This is a genomic window from Tropicimonas sediminicola (assembly GCF_900188335.1).
GTDB lineage: Bacteria > Pseudomonadota > Alphaproteobacteria > Rhodobacterales > Rhodobacteraceae > Tropicimonas > Tropicimonas sediminicola.
The window spans coordinates 53213-68904 of the sequence record NZ_FZOY01000010.1; the positions used below are offsets into that span (position 1 = coordinate 53213).

Below are 15692 nucleotides of genomic sequence, written 5' to 3' on the forward strand. Positions count from 1 at the left end.
GAGATCATGAAACGCATCCGCCTCGGACTGATCGGCGACAACATCAAGGCCTCGCGCGCGCCCGCCCTCCACCGCCACTGCGGAGAGATGACGGGGCTGGACGTCAGCTACGACCTGTTCATCCCGAAGGAGATGGGGATGGAGTTCGACGAGGTGTTCGATCACCTCCGCCGGAACGGGCTCGATGGCATCAACGTCACCCTGCCCTACAAGGAGCGCGTCGTAGCCAAGGTGAGCATCGAGGATCCGGACATCGCGCGCATCGGCTCGGTCAACACCGTCCTCTTCACGCAGGAGGGTGCCAAGGGCCAGAACACCGATTTCACCGGATTCATGAGCGCCTGGCGTAACAGCTTCGACACGGCAGAGCCGGGAAGGGTCGCGATGTTCGGGGCTGGCGGCGTCGGCAAGGCGATCGCCTTCGCGCTCAAGCGGCTCGGTGCACGCGAGATCATCCTGATCGAAACTGACCGGCAGAAGGCGGAAACGCTGGCCCGGAACGTCAATTCGGGCGGCGAAGCTGTGGCGCGGGCCGGGGCGCTCGCAGACCTTGCGGGGGTCGATGGCGTCGTCAACTCGACGCCGCTCGGAATGGTCGGCTATGGCGGCACGCCCGTTCCCGAAGGTGCTTTTCCTGCCGCGCGATGGGCGTTCGACGCCGTCTACACGCCGGTCGATACGCCGTTCAAGGCACAGGCCGAAGCGGCCGGCGCCGCGTTCCTCTCTGGCTACGAACTCTACTACTACCAGGGCGTGGATGCCTTCGAGATCTTCACCGGGGTTGCGGTTCCGGACCACGCCGCCTTGCGCAAGCGCCTCGCCGAAGACCAGCACCGCCAGATCAACGCGCAAACATGACCCACGACCTCTCTGCGTCCCGGCAAGCCGCAGCGTTCTGCGGAATGCCAACTGCCGAGAGACACCGGACCTTGTTGCTACTCACAGCAGAACTGAACGGGTGTGGCGCTGCTATGGCGGACGGCCGCCCGCCGTTGGCTACCCCACCCAGATCTCGGCCGACCGGAAAGGACAGACCAATCCTTCGCACCATCCGCCCAAGGACGAGGGAGTAGCTCAACGATGTGCTGCCTTCGGCAGGCGGCACTTCGATGCGAGACGGGCACTCTTCCAATCCCCCACCCCGCGCTCCGCAGTGGTCATTTGCCCCGGTCAGATTGCGAGTTCTGTCGTGGTGTCGAAGAGGTGGTACTTCGCCGGGTTTGCCTCGAGGTGGACGATCTCGCCCGGGCGGACATCGATCCGGTCGCGGAAACTGGCGATGATCTGGTCCTTGCCCTTGCGGAGGAACAGCTCCGTCTCCGACCCGGTCGGCTCGATCACCGCAACCTCCGCCGAGATCGTCCCGTCGCCGGCCTCCGAGACCAGCTCCAGAGATTCCGGCCGAACCCCGACCGTCACCGACGATCTTCCCCCGAGCTCCCGCGGGAGCTGCAACGAGTCGCCATCCGCGAACCTCGCCCGGTCGGGCGTTCCGTCCGGAATGGACAGCTCGAAGAAATTCATCGCCGGGGAGCCGAGGAAGGAGCCGACAAACCGGTTCGCCGGGTTGTCGTAGAGCTCCAGCGGCGCGCCGACCTGCTCGATCACGCCGTCGCGCAGAACGACGATCCGGTCGGCCAGCGTCATCGCCTCGATCTGGTCGTGGGTGACGTAGACCGTGGTGGTCTTGAGCTTCTGGTGCAGTTCCTTCAGCTCGGCCCTCATGCGCACGCGCAGCTTGGCGTCGAGATTGGAGAGCGGTTCGTCGAACAGGAACACTTCCGGCTCGCGCACGATGGCCCGTCCCATGGCGACCCGCTGCCGCTGACCGCCCGAGAGTTCCCGCGGGAACCGGTCCAGATAATCGCCCAGCCCCAGCACGCCCGCGGCCGGCTTGATGCGCTCGGCCTGCTCATCCGGGCTCTTTCCGGCGAGCTTCAGGGCAAAGCTCATGTTCTGCGCGGAGGTCATGTGCGGGTAGAGCGCGTAGGACTGGAACACCATCGAGATGCCGCGATCCCGCGCGGGCACGTCGTTCACCCGCTTCCCGCCGATGAAGAGGTCCCCGGAAGAGATCGTCTCCAGGCCGGAAATCATCCGCAGCAAGGTTGACTTGCCACAGCCCGAGGGGCCGACGAGCACCAGGAACTCGCCTTCGCGGATCGACAGGTCGACCGAATGGATGACCTCGACTGCGCCAAACCGCTTGGAAACGCCTTTCAGTTCAACCGTTGCCATGTGTGGCTCCTTTTCTGCCCGCGTCTGGCGACGCGAAGCCGTAGCTGAGGGTGGAGGTCCAGCTCTCGCCCGGTTCGAGCGTCATGCCGGGGGCGCTTGTCCCATCGGGGTTGCGGTCGCAATTCACCGGCTCGATGGCGACGATGTTGCGGCGAGGACGAGGGTCGGACCAGAACTGGACAAAAGGCAGCGCTGTGCTGTCACCTTCGACGGAGATCGTGAGGCCGGACCACTGGCCGGCAGCCGGGCGTTCGAGCGTGGCGCGAAACCGGTCGTGTCGCGCGGGAAAGCTCCGCGCCGGAGCCAGCCCTGCGTGGCGCCCTTCGCACGGGGGCTCGTGCAACAGCACGTCCTCCCCGTCCAGCGTGAGTTTCGTGCCGGCGCCGACGGCAGGGAAGCCGAAATTGGTATGGTAGAGGATGCGGAAGGCCGCGGGTTCCGGGCCGATGTTCTCCACGCAATCGGTCAGACGCAGGGACGTTCCACCGATCGGCGCCTCGATCCTGCGGGTGAGCGAAAAAGACGGCCCGCTCAGATGCGCGGTGACCGCCTCGCCTTCGGCAAAGAGCAGCGGCGAGGGGGCGTTCCAGTCCTCGCCATGACAGGTGACGCGGGCCGGCGTCAGCGGCAGGGTGCCATGCAGCGGCATCCCGTCCCGCGGCTGGCGGACGTTGTCCAGACCGCCGGTCAGCAGGAAGCCGGTCAGGGCGCGTTCGACGCCGGTTCCGCCATCGCGGCGCGAGTCGTGGAACTGCGGCGCGAGAGTTCCCGCAGGGTGCTGCCAGGCCACCGGCATCCCGTGGAACCAGAGCGGGCCGATATCCATCGTCCGGTCTGCCAGCACCCAGAAATCCAGCCCGCCGCCGGTTGAGAAGGCCAGCACGCGCTGTCCGCGCGCCGGGCCGTCATCGAGCGTCATGCGGCGCACGGCGGCGAGTTGCCGGCGGTCCCCGGTCAGCTCGGCCAGGCGCGCGCGTACATTGGGCGCAGGACCCGGGATCATGCCGCGTGCTCCGGGCGCGCCAGCCGCAGCCGCCGGAAGGCTTCGGGCGGGGCGTCGACTTCGGCCATCAACCCGGCAAGCAACCCGCTCAACCGCCGTTCCGCCTCCGGATCGGCGAGCGGCGTCGCCTGGTCCGGATCGGTGGCGAGATCATAAAGAACCGTCCGCGTCTCCTGCATGCTGCCCGGCCCGTAGGCGCCATGCATCACCGCGCTTTCATGCACCGGCACGCGAAGGACGGGCATGTTGCGGGTAAACGACAGCGGCGGCGACAGCTCGGCCTGCTCCAGTTCCGCATCGGCAAAGAAATCGAAGATGTGGGTGGGCATCAGCGTGTACTGGTAGAGTTCCTGTGTCCGCAGGTCCTCCGGGTAGCGGAAATAGGTGTAGCGCCCGTCCGTCACGTTGGCTGCGCCGCCGTAGAAGCCGAAGAGCACGGCCTCGTGGCCCGGCGCGCCGCTGAGCATCGGGAGTAGCGACAGGCCTTGCATCTGCGCCGCCGGCTCCGCGTCGAACAGGTCCATGAAGGTGCGGCAGAGATCCGGCGTCTGGGTCAGCGCGTCGATGCGCGCGCCGGGGCGCGGATTGCGCGGGTCGTGCAGGAAGAGCGGGATATGCGCGAGTTCCTCGTAGAGGTTCATCCGGTTCTTTGCCCACCAGTCATGCTCGCCCAGAAGGAAGCCGTGATCGGTGGTGACGACCAGCGCCGTGTCGGCCCAGAGGTCGTCGGCGTCGAAGGCGTCGAGCACCTGCCCGAGCAGGGCGTCGCAATGCGCGAGGCTCGCGACGTAGTTCGCCCGCAGCTCCGCGGCCTCTTCCGGGTCCGTCGCGCCCAACCGGTCGTAGGGCGGCCAGTCGCGGACGGGTCCGTTCCAGCCGGTGCGGAATGGCTCCTTGAAACGGTCGGGCGCCTGGAACGGCTCGTGCGGATCGAAGCACTCGATCTGCAGGAACCAGTTGTCGCCCCCCTTGTTGCGTTCGATGAATTCAAGCCCGGCCTGCACTGTCCTGTGCGAGGGGAAATCCTCCTCCGCGCGGATACGCGTGCGGTTCATCATGTTCATGCGCGCATAGGAGCGTGGGCGCTCCGAATACTGCTTTTCGTGGAAGGCGGCCCGCAGCCCCGCCCAGTCCGGATTGGCCACGCCCACCCAGCCATCACCCTCCTGCCCACGGATCAGGTCGCAGCTGTCGTACCGGGTGTGATAGGTCGCTCCGCCGTCTTCCCAGTAGTGGAAATGGTCGGTGGCCAGGTGGCTGTAGGTGCCTTTCTGCTCCAGCAGTTCCTCGGTGAAACAGGTGTCGAAGGGCTCCACCGGCCCCCAGCTCCGATGCAGGAAACCGAGCCGTCCGGTCAGGATGTCCCGCCGCGCCGGCATGCAGGGCATGGAACCGACGTAGTGCTTTTCGAAGGTCGCGCTGCGGGCGGCCAGCCGCTCGAAATTCGGCGTCGGGAGTGCGCTACCGCCATAGGGCGAGAGCATGTGACGGTTGAGGCTGTCGAACAGGAGAAAGACGGTACGCATGAACGGCTCCTACTTGACCGCACCCGAGGTCAGCCCGCGGACGATGAAGCGTTGGGCGACGATCAGGAGGATAAAGGCGGGGATGATCGAGAGGGTCGAGGCGGCGGCCATCTCGGTATAGGCGATGGTGTTTTCCTGGGCGTATTTGCCGATGCCGAGCGGTACGGTGGCAGTGGCGCGCTGGCTCAGCGTGAGGGCCACGGGGAACTCGTTCCAAGAAAAGATGAAGCAGAGGATGCCGGTGGCGGCGAGGCCGGGGCGGACGATGGGAATGACCACGTAGCGCAGCACCTTGGGCGTCCGCGCGCCATCGATCTGGGCAGCCTCGACCAGTTCCTTGGGCACGTCGCGGATGAAGACCCCCATCATCCACAGAGCCATCGGCAGGTTGATGGTCGTATGGGCGAGGATGATACCGGCATAGGTGTTGTCGAGCCCGACGGAGCGGAACATCGTGTACCATGCCCCCGCGAGCGTGATCGGCGGCACCATGTGAAAGATCACCGACCAGGCGAGCAGCACCCGCAGCACCCAGTCCGCCCATTGCAACCGATAGAGCGAGAAGGCCGCGAGCGTGGCGACGGAGAGCACGATGGTGGTCGAGGCGATCGCGATGATGCTGGAGTTCTTGAAATTGGTGACGAAGTCCGAGGTCTTGCCGTTGATCACGGAGTCGTAGCTGAAGAGCGTCGGGGCAAAGCGCCACTGCCCCATGAGCAGCGCGATCTGCGTCTTGAAGCTCGCCATGACGATCCAGACGAAGGGGAAGAGCACGATCAGCGCGAAACCGATCAGCACGGCATGGCGCAGGACGGGGCCGGTGCGGGAATGTTCGATCATGCGTCCGGTCCTTTCTTCGTGGCAAAGCGCGAGGCGAGGATGATCATCGTGGCGATCACCGCGATGGTGGCGAGCGACATGGCGGAGCCGTAGCCGGACTGGTCCTCGGTGAAGAAACGCCGGTAGATGGTGAAGGAGATCACCTCGGTCGAGGTGCCCGGTCCGCCGCCTGTCAGCAGGTAGATCTCGTCGAAGACCTTGAAGGCGAGGATCATGCGGAAGATGAACGTCACGATGATCGCGGGCATCATCAGCGGCAGGATGATGTAGCGCAGCACCTGCCCCTTGGAGGCGCCGTCGATCTCCGCGGCCTCGAAAATGTCCTGCGGCAGGCTCTCGAGCGAGGCGAGCATCAGCAGGAAGCAGAACGGCGTCCAGTGCCAGACATCGACGATGATGACGCTCATCAGCGCGAGCCTGGGGTTTCCGAGCCAATCGACCGGATTGCCGCCGAAGAGCACCACAGCCTGGTTGATGACGCCGAAATCATAGGAATACATCAGCTTCCAGATCGCGCCGATGATGATGCCCGGCACAAGGATCGGCAGGATGAAGACGGCTCGGTAGAAAACGCGCAGGCGGGTGACACGGGTGGTCATCAGCGCCAGCCAGAAGCCGAGCACCATCTGGAAGGCCACCGCGAGCACGGCGAAGATGATGGTGTTCAGGATGCCGGCGTTGAAGAGCGTATCCTCGGGCAGTTTCGCGTAGTTGCGGCCCCCCACCCATTCCCAGACGGCCTCCCGGTTCAGCCATTCGACATCGTGGAAGCTGAGAGCGAGCAGGTTGAACAGCGGCAGTATCGTCAGCAGGACGAAGAGGATCACGGCGGGTGCCAGGGTGGCATAACGCCAGAAGGTATCCGATTTCATGGGAAGGGTTCCTGCGGCTGGGTGACCGCCCCGCGCAAGGCGCGCGAGGCGGTCGGGGGAGGATCACTTCAGCTCTTCGAGCATCGGTGCATCATAGCCTGCGTCGGCCATGATCCTGGCGATTTCCTTTGCCGCGGTGTTGAGCGCGTCCTTCAATTCCATCTGGCCGCCGATGGCTTCGTTGAAGCGCAGTTCGGTGACGGCGAGGACCTGGGAAGCCTCCGGGATCAGGAAGGTCGCGCGGGCGGTCGGGATGGCGTCGGCCATCGCCTTCATCCAGCGGAATTCCTGCGTCTCCGACATCGGCCCTTCGAGCACGGCGCGGCTGACCGGGGCGGAACCGGCGCGGGCATAGGCCTCCTGTGCTTCCTCGGTCTGGAACCAGGTCAGGAAGGCCAGCGCAGCCGCCTTTCGGTCGTCGGGCACGTTCCTGGGAACGCCCGCGAGCCAATGGCCGAGCGGGGTCGCGCCGGGAAAGTCCTTGGAGGCGGGCGTCGCGGCATAGTTGACCTTGTTCACCACCGCGGACTGGTTCGGATCGTCGAAGAGCCCCGGCGCCAGCACCGACTGGATGTGCACCGCCTTGCCGGTGGCCATGTTCTGAATCACGTTGGTCTGGGTCTGGCCGGCGGTCGAGGGATGGCCGACCTCGTTGGCGAGCTTCAGATAGGTCTCCATACCCGCGAGCGTCTCGGGGCTGTTGATCGTGATGGTGTAGTCGCCGGCCTTCTGATCGGCGAAGATCCCCCCGCCATGGCTCCAGATATAGGGAAAGACGTCATAGGTGACGTCGAACGCCCCGCGATGACCGCGCTGCGAGATGCCGTACATCTTCGGCGGGTCGTTGAACATCTGGGCATTGGCAAACAGCTCGTCCCAGGTCTTCGGCACCTCCAGCCCCTTCTCCTCGTAGAGATCGGCGCGGTAGTGCAGGATCAGGATGTTGGGGTTGACCGGAACGGCCATCAGCTTGCCATCGCCTTCGCAGGTGACGGTTCCGGCGGTCGCGTCATAGCAGACGGATTCGTCGAAATCGTAGATGTCTTCGGACAGCTCGAACGCGGGATCGATTTCCTGCAGCGGCTGCATGAAGCCGCCCTTGTAGAACTCCACGTAGAAGCCGGCATTCATGATCAGCAGGTCGAAGGGGCTCTCGTCGGTCCGCACGGCGGTGCGCTGTTTCTCGAGCGAGCCGGCAAAGGGGTTTACGTCAAGCTCGACCGCGTTTCCCGTCGTCTCCTCGTATAGCTCCACCACGGCCTGGAAGCCGGGGAACCAGGGCGACTGGTTGATGACAATGGTGATGGGAGCTTCTTCGGCCAGGGCCGGGGCCGCAAGCGCCGCCGCCATTGCCGTCCCGGCCAGCAGGCCGGCAAAACGAAGCCGTTCACCCAGAAGGTGTGTCTTGATCATGGATTTCCTCCCACAGAGTGCCGGTGTGGCGCTCCTCCGCGCCTTGAACGTGATCTCAGACTGTCATGGCCGAAGCCATTCGTGAAATGATAATACTTTGGAACTCCATAGCCATTGGCTATGCCTCAGTTGACCGGCTCGGCAGCACAGACAGCCTTCAGGGTCTCCGCCACGAAAGCTGCAGCCGGCGTCAACAGCTTCGGACGGCGGTAGATCAGTCCGGCCGCGCGTGAGGAGGCGAGTTCGGGCACATCGACCTCGACAAGCTCGCAGGCTTCCGGGATCTGCAGTACGGACCGCGTGGTGTAGAGAAGTACGTCGTGAAAATGCGCAAAGGTCAGCAGGAAGGTCTGCGAATTGGAGGTGATCAGCGGCGTGGGCGGGGCCTCGCCAAGACTGATGACCCGCCCGTCCAGCTTGCGCCGTGCCAGCGTGTGTTGCGGCGGCAGCGCCCAGTCCGCTGCCAGAGCCTCCTCCGGCGGAATGCCCTTGCGCCCTGCCAGCGGGTGTTGCGGGCGACCGATGACGATCAGCGCGTCGTCCGTCAGCGGGTCGTAGTCGTAGATCTGCCCGCCGCCGGAAAGCGGCTTCTCGGCGACGACGAAATCCAGAGCCCCGTCCTCGAGCCCCTGAAGCAGCCTTTCGTCGAAACCGCCTGACACCGAAACCTGCAGGCCCGGCCGTTCCGCGAGGGCGACCGCGACGGCTTCCGGCAGTTTCCGGCGCACCCAGGAAGGGCCCGCGCCGACGCGCACCTGGCCGGCCGAGCCGTCGCGCATCGCCTCGACCTCCTCGACGGCGTCGGACACCTGCGCCGAGACGAGCTTCGCATGGCGCAGCAGGCGCTCACCGATTGGCGTCACCTCGACGCCATGCGCCGTGCGCAGAAAGACCCGGGCCTGGAGCTGGTGCTCGAGCTGCTGGATCGCCTTGGACAACGTGGGCTGGGCCACGTTCAGCGCTTCGGCGGCCTTGGAGATGTTCCTCAACTCCGCCGTGCGCAGGAAGTAGTTCAGCAGTCTGAGATCGATGGTCGAATTCGGCACAAGCACGGTCCAGCAATAGCGTCTCGTCCACATGAAACCCGACCGGGCGGCTTTCGCAAGCTCAGGCCACCGGCGTTGCCCTGGTAAAGACCGATGCGGCTCCTCGACGATGCCACGCCCTGCGATCGGCCACTGGCCAACGCGTCTCCTGTCAAGAGGGCCTGACCCGCCCACGGATATGGCCAATCGCGCCAAAATCATGTCGAATGGCGCCAAACGCCCGCCGGCCACTGGATCTGCCCGCCGCCGCGACCGATTGAAGTGGAGAGCGAACGGACGAGGGCCCCCAGATGAGAACACGCGAGAGATACCTCATTGCGGACTCGATCCGTCAGGTGACGCAACTCCTCAAGATCTCGCCGGAGCGGGTTCTGCGTCGCGCGGGGCTTCCGGAGGACCATCTCGCGGCGGAAACACGCGGCGTGTCAGCCCGGGACTGGTTCGCGCTCTGGGAGGCCGTTGCGGCCGAATATGGTCGGGAGGATATTGCCCTGCGCCTTGGCCAGGCCTTTGCCCGCGGCCCCTTCGTGCCGCCGATCTTCGCCTTCTCCTGCTCTCCCAACATCGAGCTGGGGCTGGCGCGCCTGGCGCTCTTCAAGCCGCTGATGGGACCGATCCACCTCGACGTACAGCGGCAGGAGGATGCCCTGGTCGTCACATACACGTCGGTCGATCCGACCGTGGCCATGCCGGCGGCCTGCGCACGGTTCGAGGCCGCCTATTTCGTCGAATGTTGCCGGATATTCACCGGCGAACAGATCGTGCCGCTCGAAGTCGGCATGATTGGCGAACCCCACGACTGGGCACCCCTGGTGCCGATGCTGGGGGTGACGCCGACACCCTCCGACCACTTCCACCTGACCTTCTCGCTCCACGATGCAACCCTGCCGCTCATCACCCGGAACGAGGAGATGTGGGCCGGGTTCGAGGACAAGCTTCGCAAGAAGATGCTCAACCGCAATGCCAGTGTCGAAATGACCGAACGGGTGCGCAATGCGCTGCTGGAGGCCTTGCCGAGCGGTCACAACACGATCGACGACATCTGCAAACGGCTGCACCTGTCCAAACGCACCTTGCAGCGCAAGCTGAAGGAAGAAGGTCGAACGTTTCAGAACGTGCTGGACGAGACCCGCTCCGACCTGTCGCTCCACTACCTGAAGCAGCGGGACCTGAGCGTGGTGGAGATCTCCTATCTCCTCGGCTTCCGGGATCCCGGCTCATTCTACCGCGCCTTTCAGAGCTGGACGGGCCAGACCCCGGCCGACATGCGCAAGCAATTGTCGAACTGACCTCTGGCGGGATCCGGCAGCGTGCCGAAGTGGCCCGGTGGCCGCTAGGAGGCCATCGGCATCGCTCGTTCGATCCTGAACGCCAGCCAGATTGGCGCAATGCCCCATAACAATGGCACCATCGGTCAATGTGCCGAAAGTCGCGCGGACCTATGTTGATTTCAACGAAGCGACAGACGTGAAGGACCACAGACCATGACCCAGACCATCCTCATCACCGGCGCCTCCTCCGGCATCGGCAGGGAAACCGCGAAGCTCTTCGCCTCCCGCGGCTGGAACGTCGTCGCCACCATGCGCACGCCCGAAGCCGAAGAGGAGCTGAACCGGCTCGAGGACGTCCTCGTCACCCGACTCGACGTGACCGACCCGGCCTCGATAGAGGCCGCCGTGGCGGCCGGCATCGAGCGCTTCGGCCAGATCGACACGCTGCTCAACAACGCCGGCTACGGCGCCTATGGCCCGCTGGAAGCCTTTCCGATGGATCGCATCCGCCGCCAGTTCAACACCAACGTGATCGGCCTGCTGGAGACCACCAAGGCCGTTCTGCCCCACATGCGCAGGCAGGGCTTCGGCACCATCGTCAACGTCTCCTCCATCGGAGGCCAGATGACGTTCCCTCTCGGCACGCTCTACCACGGCACCAAGTTCGCCGTCGAAGGCATCTCCGAAGCTCTGCACTTCGAACTGGAAGCCGCGGGCATCAAGGTCAAGATCGTCGAACCCGGCATGATCAACACCGATTTCGGCGGCCGCTCCTTCGACATGGTCAACGACGAGAGCATGGCCGAATACCAGCCCGTCGTGCAGGCCCTTTTCGGCGCCTGGGCCGGCGCTCAGGCCGGCTCCGAACCGATCGTCGTGGCCGAGGTGATCTGGAACGCCGTCACCGACGGCAGCGACACGCTGCGGTATCGTGCCGGTGCCGACGCCGTGGAGCTGCTGGACAACCGCAAGGCGCTCGACGACGCGACATTTATTGGGGGCCTCAAGGCCCAACTCGGCCTCGACAAGATCTGATCCCGCGCCGATCTCCTGCAAGATCTCGTCCATGTGTTCGAACTGGACACTGCGGAAACCGTCATGGAGCGCGGCGATGCACGGCAGGTTTCCTTCTCAAGGCTGCACCGCCGCACGAGCCGCGGCGGTGCATGCGGACGCCCTGATCTCCGGCATTCTCGACGACATGACGCTGGCCGAACTGGTTCCCGGAGCGACTGCCTTCCGCTCTCCACCTGGCGCGGCTCTCCACCTGGCGCGGCTTTCCCGCTGGCGCGGCTTTCCCGCTGGCGTGGCATGGCGAGCCGGAGATCACATCCGCTCCCGATGCTGGGCGCCGCCTGCCTGATGATCCGCTTTCTGGACGGCGGCGTTTGCCCTGCTGGACGCGCGTCTTGCGCCATGGCTGATCACCGACAAGGCGGCGGCGCGCCTGCGAAAGAGCCGGTTTCCCTAGCAGTCTTAGGACCTTACGCGATCTTGGCAGGTCGTGCAGTTTTCGACCCGGAGCCAAGCCGGATGCGCGCAGACGCAGGCGTAGTCCCGCTTCATCTCCGCGAGCCAGGCATCGAGGTAGCGCAGAAACTCTCTGCCCGATGCCTGGACCGGACGGTATCGAGGCGACCAGTCGCCGGCGGACCACGCGTCCCAGGGCGGTGCCCTCGAGATGTGGGCGCCAATCTGCGAGTTCAGGACGATGCATTTGCCGACCGCTTCGAGGCACCGTCGGCTGATCTGCCCAACATGCGCATCGAGGTTATCCGCATCGCCAAGGACACAGCGGTATTGCGCCCCGTTCGGCACGCAATAGGGCGTGGCGCGCACGCCCTCGAACCACTGCCTGCCGAGGAAACTTGTCCCGTCTCGCCCCGCTTCGGAACCGTCATGCGAGAAACGGCAGCGGTCGAAGACAAACCCGTGGGGCATCCAGAGGTTGGTGCTCGGCGCCAGCGCCCAGCTTCTGGCGCCGCGGCTGCCACGCGTGACGACCTCGCATCGGTCGAAGAAGGCGGTAGCCCCGCCGAAGATGAAGTCCACATCGCCGGAAATCCGGCAGCCGGACAGGTAGCTGCGCCCGATGCCCGCCACAGGGCTCTGCAGGTAGAGGGTGTCCTGGAAGCTCTCGAGATGCAGATCCAGCAGTTGGACCCGATCCGCACCGGCGACATGGCAGGCAACGGCCTGGTGCTGGCCATGCGCGTAGCGGCCGTTGACATCGGGGACCGCGCCAGGCGGCGCGGCCTCCCTGCGGTCGCAGGCATAATCGTTGCGGATCGTCAGGCCCGCGACGCAGGTGTCGCTACGTTCGATCCGCAGGACCGCCGTATTGCCTGTGGTGATCCGTTCGCGCGCCGCGATACGGGCGAATTGGGCACGCACCGGCGGCGGCGCGGCGGCGAAATCCGCGTCGAACCGCTCCTCGTATTCCCGGCCCGGCATTTGCGCGTCGATCCGGGCGGCCAGCGTCACCTTCTCTGACCCGGCCCCCAGCAAAGACAGCGGCGGTGCTTCCGCCGGCAGGAACACGGGCCCCCGGTAGAAACCGGGCGCGATCCGGATCACCCGTCGCCCATCGTCCCGCGCTCCCGCACCATCCCGGATCGCCTGGTCGACTGCGGCCTGCAGGGTCCGGAAGCGGCGTGGCGGGTCCGCGGGCGCTTCGCTGTCGACGATGTAGTCGTCAGGCGACGTATCCCCGTCCCGCACCTCCGGAACCCAAGGATAGGCAAGGGCGAGCCCCTTGAGGCCAGCGCCGGACAGCACCACTCCGCGCGACAAGGCCGTCCGGGGGATCGGGGCGGCGTCTGGCGGCCAGTCCGGGAAGCGGCTCAACGGCTGGCGCGCATCGCCGGCCGGCTCTGCACCAGCTCGAGATCGGCCGCGACAGCCATCATCAGCGGTCCGACCCCCTTGGCATCGTCGGCCACCCGCCGCTCGGAGAGGTAGTACTCGGCGGAGCCGTCCCGGAACCGGTCCCCGAACCTGCCCAGTCCGGCGACCTCGCAGATCTCGGCGAACTCCACGCCGCCTGACGGGGTCGGGCGCAGCGCCTGTGCCGTGAGCCGCTCTAGCAGCCCATTCGGCGCGCCGTTCCAGAGCCCGAGCGCCTTGGCCCGAAGCAGGGCGTAGATGAACATCGCCGAGGCCGAGCTCTCCTCGTAGTTCCCGGCAAGGTCCGGGCGGTCGATGACCTGAAGCCAGAGGCCGTCCGGCTGACGCAGCGCGTCGATCCGCTCGAGCAGGCTGACGGTGCGGCCACAGAGCGGCGCAAACCGCTGAGGCCCCACAAGCTCGGCGATGTCGACAAGCGCCATGGCGAGCCAGCCGAGCGCACGGGCCCAGTGGGCGCGGGAATGGCCCGTCTCCGGGTCGGCCCAGGGTTGCTTGCGCGCCTCGTCGACCGCGTGGGCATAGAGCCCGGTCTCGGGCACATGTGTCATGTCGAGCGCCGTGCCGACCTGGGCCAGCGCGTCGGCGACCAGGGCCTCGTCGCCGGTCCGCAGGCCATAGCCGACCTGGAAAGGCGCACCCATGTAAAGCCCGTCGAGCCAGACCTGCCACGGGTAGCGGAGCTTGTGCCAGTAGACGCCTGAACGCGTGCGCGGATGGGTGGAGAGCTGGCGGGCCAGCAGGGCGGCCGCGTCGAGATAGACCGGCTTGCCGGTAATCTCGTGCAAGTAGAGCAGCGCACGCCCGGGCAGCACGTTGTCGATGTTGTACTCGTTGGGATCGTAGCCCGAGAGGACGGGCCCGCCCTCCATCCGCGCGTCGACAAGGCGGGCGAGGTGATCGCTCCAGAGCGGATCGCCGGTGGCCCGGTGAAGGCATTCGAGTCCGCGATAGATGCAGCCATCCTCATAGCACCATGCCCCGTTCTTGTAGGGGTGGTAGGCCCGGACATAGGTGTCGAAAAACTCCATCAGCATGGGGTCATGTCCTCGTCCTCTGTGAAACAGGTCACGGTGCCGGTGACCTCGGCGTTCCGGGCAATCACGCCGGCATGGCGCACCGGCTCGACGCCGAGTGCCATCAGTGGTTCCGCGGCGCGCGCATCGGGATCGTAGGAGACCTCGAAGCCCGCAATAGCGATCCCCTCGACCGGCGCTTCGGGCAGGCCGAGCACGGCCGCCGCGGCAAGCGAGACGCGATGCGCGCGAACGTTCGTCAGGCTGATCCCGCGCAACCTCGGCGTGGTCTCGTCCACCGGCGCCGGGGCGCGGTTCTGGACCCAGTCGTCCTTGCCGTCGGGATCGCAGAAATAGAAAGCGTTGACTGCCAGCGGCGTCGGCACGTCCCACATCTCGACATTGCGCATGGACACCCGCTCGACGGTGCCGCCCCTGCCCCGCCGCGTCTTGAGCCGCAGTCCGCGGTCGGTGGCGTGGAACTCGCAATCCGAGATCGTGACGCCGTGGATGCCACCCGACATTTCCGAGCCGAGGACGACCGCTCCGTGCCCGCGCTGCATCCGGCAATGCGAGATCCGGACGTCGCGCGTGGGCGCCAGGTGGTCGGTCTGTCCGGGGCCGCGCTTGCCCGCCTTGATGGCAATGCAATCGTCGCCGACGGAGAAATCCACGCCCGCGATCTCGACCGCCTCGCAGCTCTCCGGGTTCAGCCCGTCGGTGTTCGGGCTGTCGGGCGGGTTCTCGATCCTCACGGAGGAAACATGCAACCGGCGGCACCGGTAGGGATGCACCGTCCAGGACGGCGAATTGCGGAAGGTGACGCCGGTGACGCTGATATCGGCCCCATGGACGAGATGGAGCGTGCGCGGCCGCCGGGCGCCGTTGCGGCGCTCCTTCGGCCAGTGCCACCAGTCGCCGCGATCTCCGCCGCCGTCGATCACGCCGCGCCCGGTGATCGCAAGGCCATCGCAGTCGATCGCCGTGAGCAGCGCCGCGTAACAGGGTTCCGGCAGGCCTTCCCAGGTGCCCAGAACGCGGTCGTCCGCGGTACGTTCGGGCAGGATTGGCCAGCCTTCCCGGTCGGATCGGGCGGCGAGTTCGGCGCCCTCGTCGAGATGCAGCGTCATCCGCGGCTTCAGGAACAACGGACCGGTAACATGGCGGCCGCGCCCGAGCCGGAGCGTGCCGCTCGGGGGCACCGCGTCGATGGCTCGGGCAAAGGCTTCAGTGTTGTCCGGGTGCATCGAGTCGATGCCGAAATCCGCCGCCTCGACCAACCCGGCACAGGGCTGCGTCCGAAACTCCAGCGTGCCGATGTCGGTCTCGAGCCTGTAACCCGTGTCCGGGGTTAGCCCGTCGAGGAAGAGCGCGGCCGCCCGCGCCTCACCGGCCGCCACGCGCCGGCCTTCCGCGTCCCGGAGCGTCCAGGAGATCGGCTCCGACAGCGCGAACCGCGCGCCGTCGGGCGCCAAAAGGAGGGAAAGGGTTCTCGCGGTGGTCGCAAGAACGCGAAGGCCGGCCATGGGGGTATCCGTTTCAGGTGGTGGGCTGCCGGGCCAC

At 66.1% G+C, this 15692-nt stretch carries 13 protein-coding genes; 3 read left to right on the plus strand and 10 right to left on the minus strand.

Annotated elements, in window-relative coordinates; all coding sequences use genetic code 11:
* Positions 1 to 6: 6 nt before the first annotated feature.
* Complete coding sequence (locus tag CHB86_RS20530; protein ID WP_089234990.1) at positions 7 to 858, plus strand: shikimate dehydrogenase family protein; 852 nt, start codon at positions 7 to 9, stop codon at positions 856 to 858.
* A gap of 312 nt (positions 859 to 1170) precedes the next feature.
* Here the strand turns inward: CHB86_RS20530 and CHB86_RS20535 are convergent, their stop codons facing one another.
* From CHB86_RS20535 to CHB86_RS20565, 7 genes are all read right to left on the minus strand, one after another.
* Complete coding sequence (locus CHB86_RS20535) at positions 1171 to 2238, minus strand: ABC transporter ATP-binding protein (RefSeq protein WP_089234991.1); 1068 nt, start codon at positions 2236 to 2238, stop codon at positions 1171 to 1173.
* Complete coding sequence (locus tag CHB86_RS20540) at positions 2225 to 3241, minus strand: DUF4432 family protein (protein WP_089234992.1); 1017 nt, start codon at positions 3239 to 3241, stop codon at positions 2225 to 2227. Before CHB86_RS20540 ends, CHB86_RS20535 begins: the two co-directional genes overlap by 14 nt.
* Positions 3238 to 4767 (minus strand): sulfatase, encoded by a 1530-nt coding sequence (locus tag CHB86_RS20545; protein ID WP_089234993.1) that lies wholly within the window; start codon positions 4765 to 4767, stop codon positions 3238 to 3240. Before CHB86_RS20545 ends, CHB86_RS20540 begins: the two co-directional genes overlap by 4 nt.
* Before the next feature lie 9 nt (positions 4768 to 4776).
* A complete protein-coding gene (locus CHB86_RS20550; RefSeq protein WP_089234994.1) occupies positions 4777 to 5607 on the minus strand; it encodes a carbohydrate ABC transporter permease in 831 nt (276 codons plus the stop codon).
* Positions 5604 to 6479 carry a carbohydrate ABC transporter permease gene (locus CHB86_RS20555; protein WP_089234995.1) on the minus strand — a complete coding sequence of 292 codons (876 nt, stop codon included), beginning with the start codon at positions 6477 to 6479 and terminating at the stop codon, positions 5604 to 5606. The genes CHB86_RS20550 and CHB86_RS20555 overlap by 4 nt, the downstream gene beginning before the upstream one ends.
* Positions 6480 to 6542: 63 nt before the next feature.
* Entirely contained in the window at positions 6543 to 7892 is a 1350-nt protein-coding gene (locus CHB86_RS20560) for an extracellular solute-binding protein (RefSeq protein WP_089234996.1), read from the minus strand.
* Positions 7893 to 8017: 125 nt separating this feature from the next.
* Positions 8018 to 8971 carry a LysR family transcriptional regulator gene (locus CHB86_RS20565; protein ID WP_176442960.1) on the minus strand — a complete coding sequence of 318 codons (954 nt, stop codon included), beginning with the start codon at positions 8969 to 8971 and terminating at the stop codon, positions 8018 to 8020.
* A 257-nt stretch (positions 8972 to 9228) separates the two neighbouring features.
* Here CHB86_RS20565 and CHB86_RS20570 point away from each other — a divergent pair, with 257 nt between their 5' ends.
* Both CHB86_RS20570 and CHB86_RS20575 read left to right on the plus strand, forming a co-directional pair.
* Positions 9229 to 10227, plus strand: coding sequence for an AraC family transcriptional regulator (locus tag CHB86_RS20570; RefSeq protein ID WP_089234998.1), 999 nt, complete (start codon positions 9229 to 9231; stop codon positions 10225 to 10227).
* Between the two features lie 195 nt (positions 10228 to 10422).
* Positions 10423 to 11244, plus strand: a complete 822-nt coding sequence (locus CHB86_RS20575) for an SDR family oxidoreductase (protein WP_089234999.1) — start codon at positions 10423 to 10425, stop codon at positions 11242 to 11244.
* Positions 11245 to 11685: 441 nt separating this feature from the next.
* Here CHB86_RS20575 and CHB86_RS20580 read toward each other — a convergent pair whose 3' ends face one another.
* The 3 genes from CHB86_RS20580 to pglA are packed head-to-tail and all read right to left on the minus strand — an operon-like array spanning position 11686 to position 15655.
* The gene (locus CHB86_RS20580) at positions 11686 to 13056 is read right to left on the minus strand and encodes a pectinesterase family protein (RefSeq protein WP_217898352.1); all 1371 of its coding nucleotides are present in this window, start codon (positions 13054 to 13056) and stop codon (positions 11686 to 11688) included.
* Positions 13053 to 14150 carry a glycoside hydrolase family 88/105 protein gene (locus CHB86_RS20585; RefSeq protein ID WP_089235001.1) on the minus strand — a complete coding sequence of 366 codons (1098 nt, stop codon included), beginning with the start codon at positions 14148 to 14150 and terminating at the stop codon, positions 13053 to 13055. The genes CHB86_RS20580 and CHB86_RS20585 overlap by 4 nt, the downstream gene beginning before the upstream one ends.
* Positions 14144 to 15655, minus strand: coding sequence for a polygalacturonase PglA (gene pglA, locus CHB86_RS20590; RefSeq protein ID WP_089235002.1), 1512 nt, complete (start codon positions 15653 to 15655; stop codon positions 14144 to 14146). The genes CHB86_RS20585 and pglA overlap by 7 nt, the downstream gene beginning before the upstream one ends.
* Between the last annotated feature and the right edge of the window lie 37 nt (positions 15656 to 15692).

Coding starts and splice junctions, on each gene's coding strand:
- CHB86_RS20535 (WP_089234991.1), bottom strand. CDS start 2,238: ATGGCAACGGTTGAACTGAAAGGCGTTTCCAAGCGGTTTGGCGCAGTC.
- CHB86_RS20545 (WP_089234993.1), bottom strand. CDS start 4,767: ATGCGTACCGTCTTTCTCCTGTTCGACAGCCTCAACCGTCACATGCTC.
- CHB86_RS20575 (WP_089234999.1), top strand. CDS start 10,423: ATGACCCAGACCATCCTCATCACCGGCGCCTCCTCCGGCATCGGCAGG.
- CHB86_RS20585 (WP_089235001.1), bottom strand. CDS start 14,150: ATGCTGATGGAGTTTTTCGACACCTATGTCCGGGCCTACCACCCCTAC.
- CHB86_RS20555 (WP_089234995.1), bottom strand. CDS start 6,479: ATGAAATCGGATACCTTCTGGCGTTATGCCACCCTGGCACCCGCCGTG.
- CHB86_RS20560 (WP_089234996.1), bottom strand. CDS start 7,892: ATGATCAAGACACACCTTCTGGGTGAACGGCTTCGTTTTGCCGGCCTG.
- CHB86_RS20550 (WP_089234994.1), bottom strand. CDS start 5,607: ATGATCGAACATTCCCGCACCGGCCCCGTCCTGCGCCATGCCGTGCTG.
- CHB86_RS20565 (WP_176442960.1), bottom strand. CDS start 8,971: ATGTGGACGAGACGCTATTGCTGGACCGTGCTTGTGCCGAATTCGACC.
- pglA (WP_089235002.1), bottom strand. CDS start 15,655: ATGGCCGGCCTTCGCGTTCTTGCGACCACCGCGAGAACCCTTTCCCTC.
- CHB86_RS20570 (WP_089234998.1), top strand. CDS start 9,229: ATGAGAACACGCGAGAGATACCTCATTGCGGACTCGATCCGTCAGGTG.
- CHB86_RS20540 (WP_089234992.1), bottom strand. CDS start 3,241: ATGATCCCGGGTCCTGCGCCCAATGTACGCGCGCGCCTGGCCGAGCTG.
- CHB86_RS20530 (WP_089234990.1), top strand. CDS start 7: ATGAAACGCATCCGCCTCGGACTGATCGGCGACAACATCAAGGCCTCG.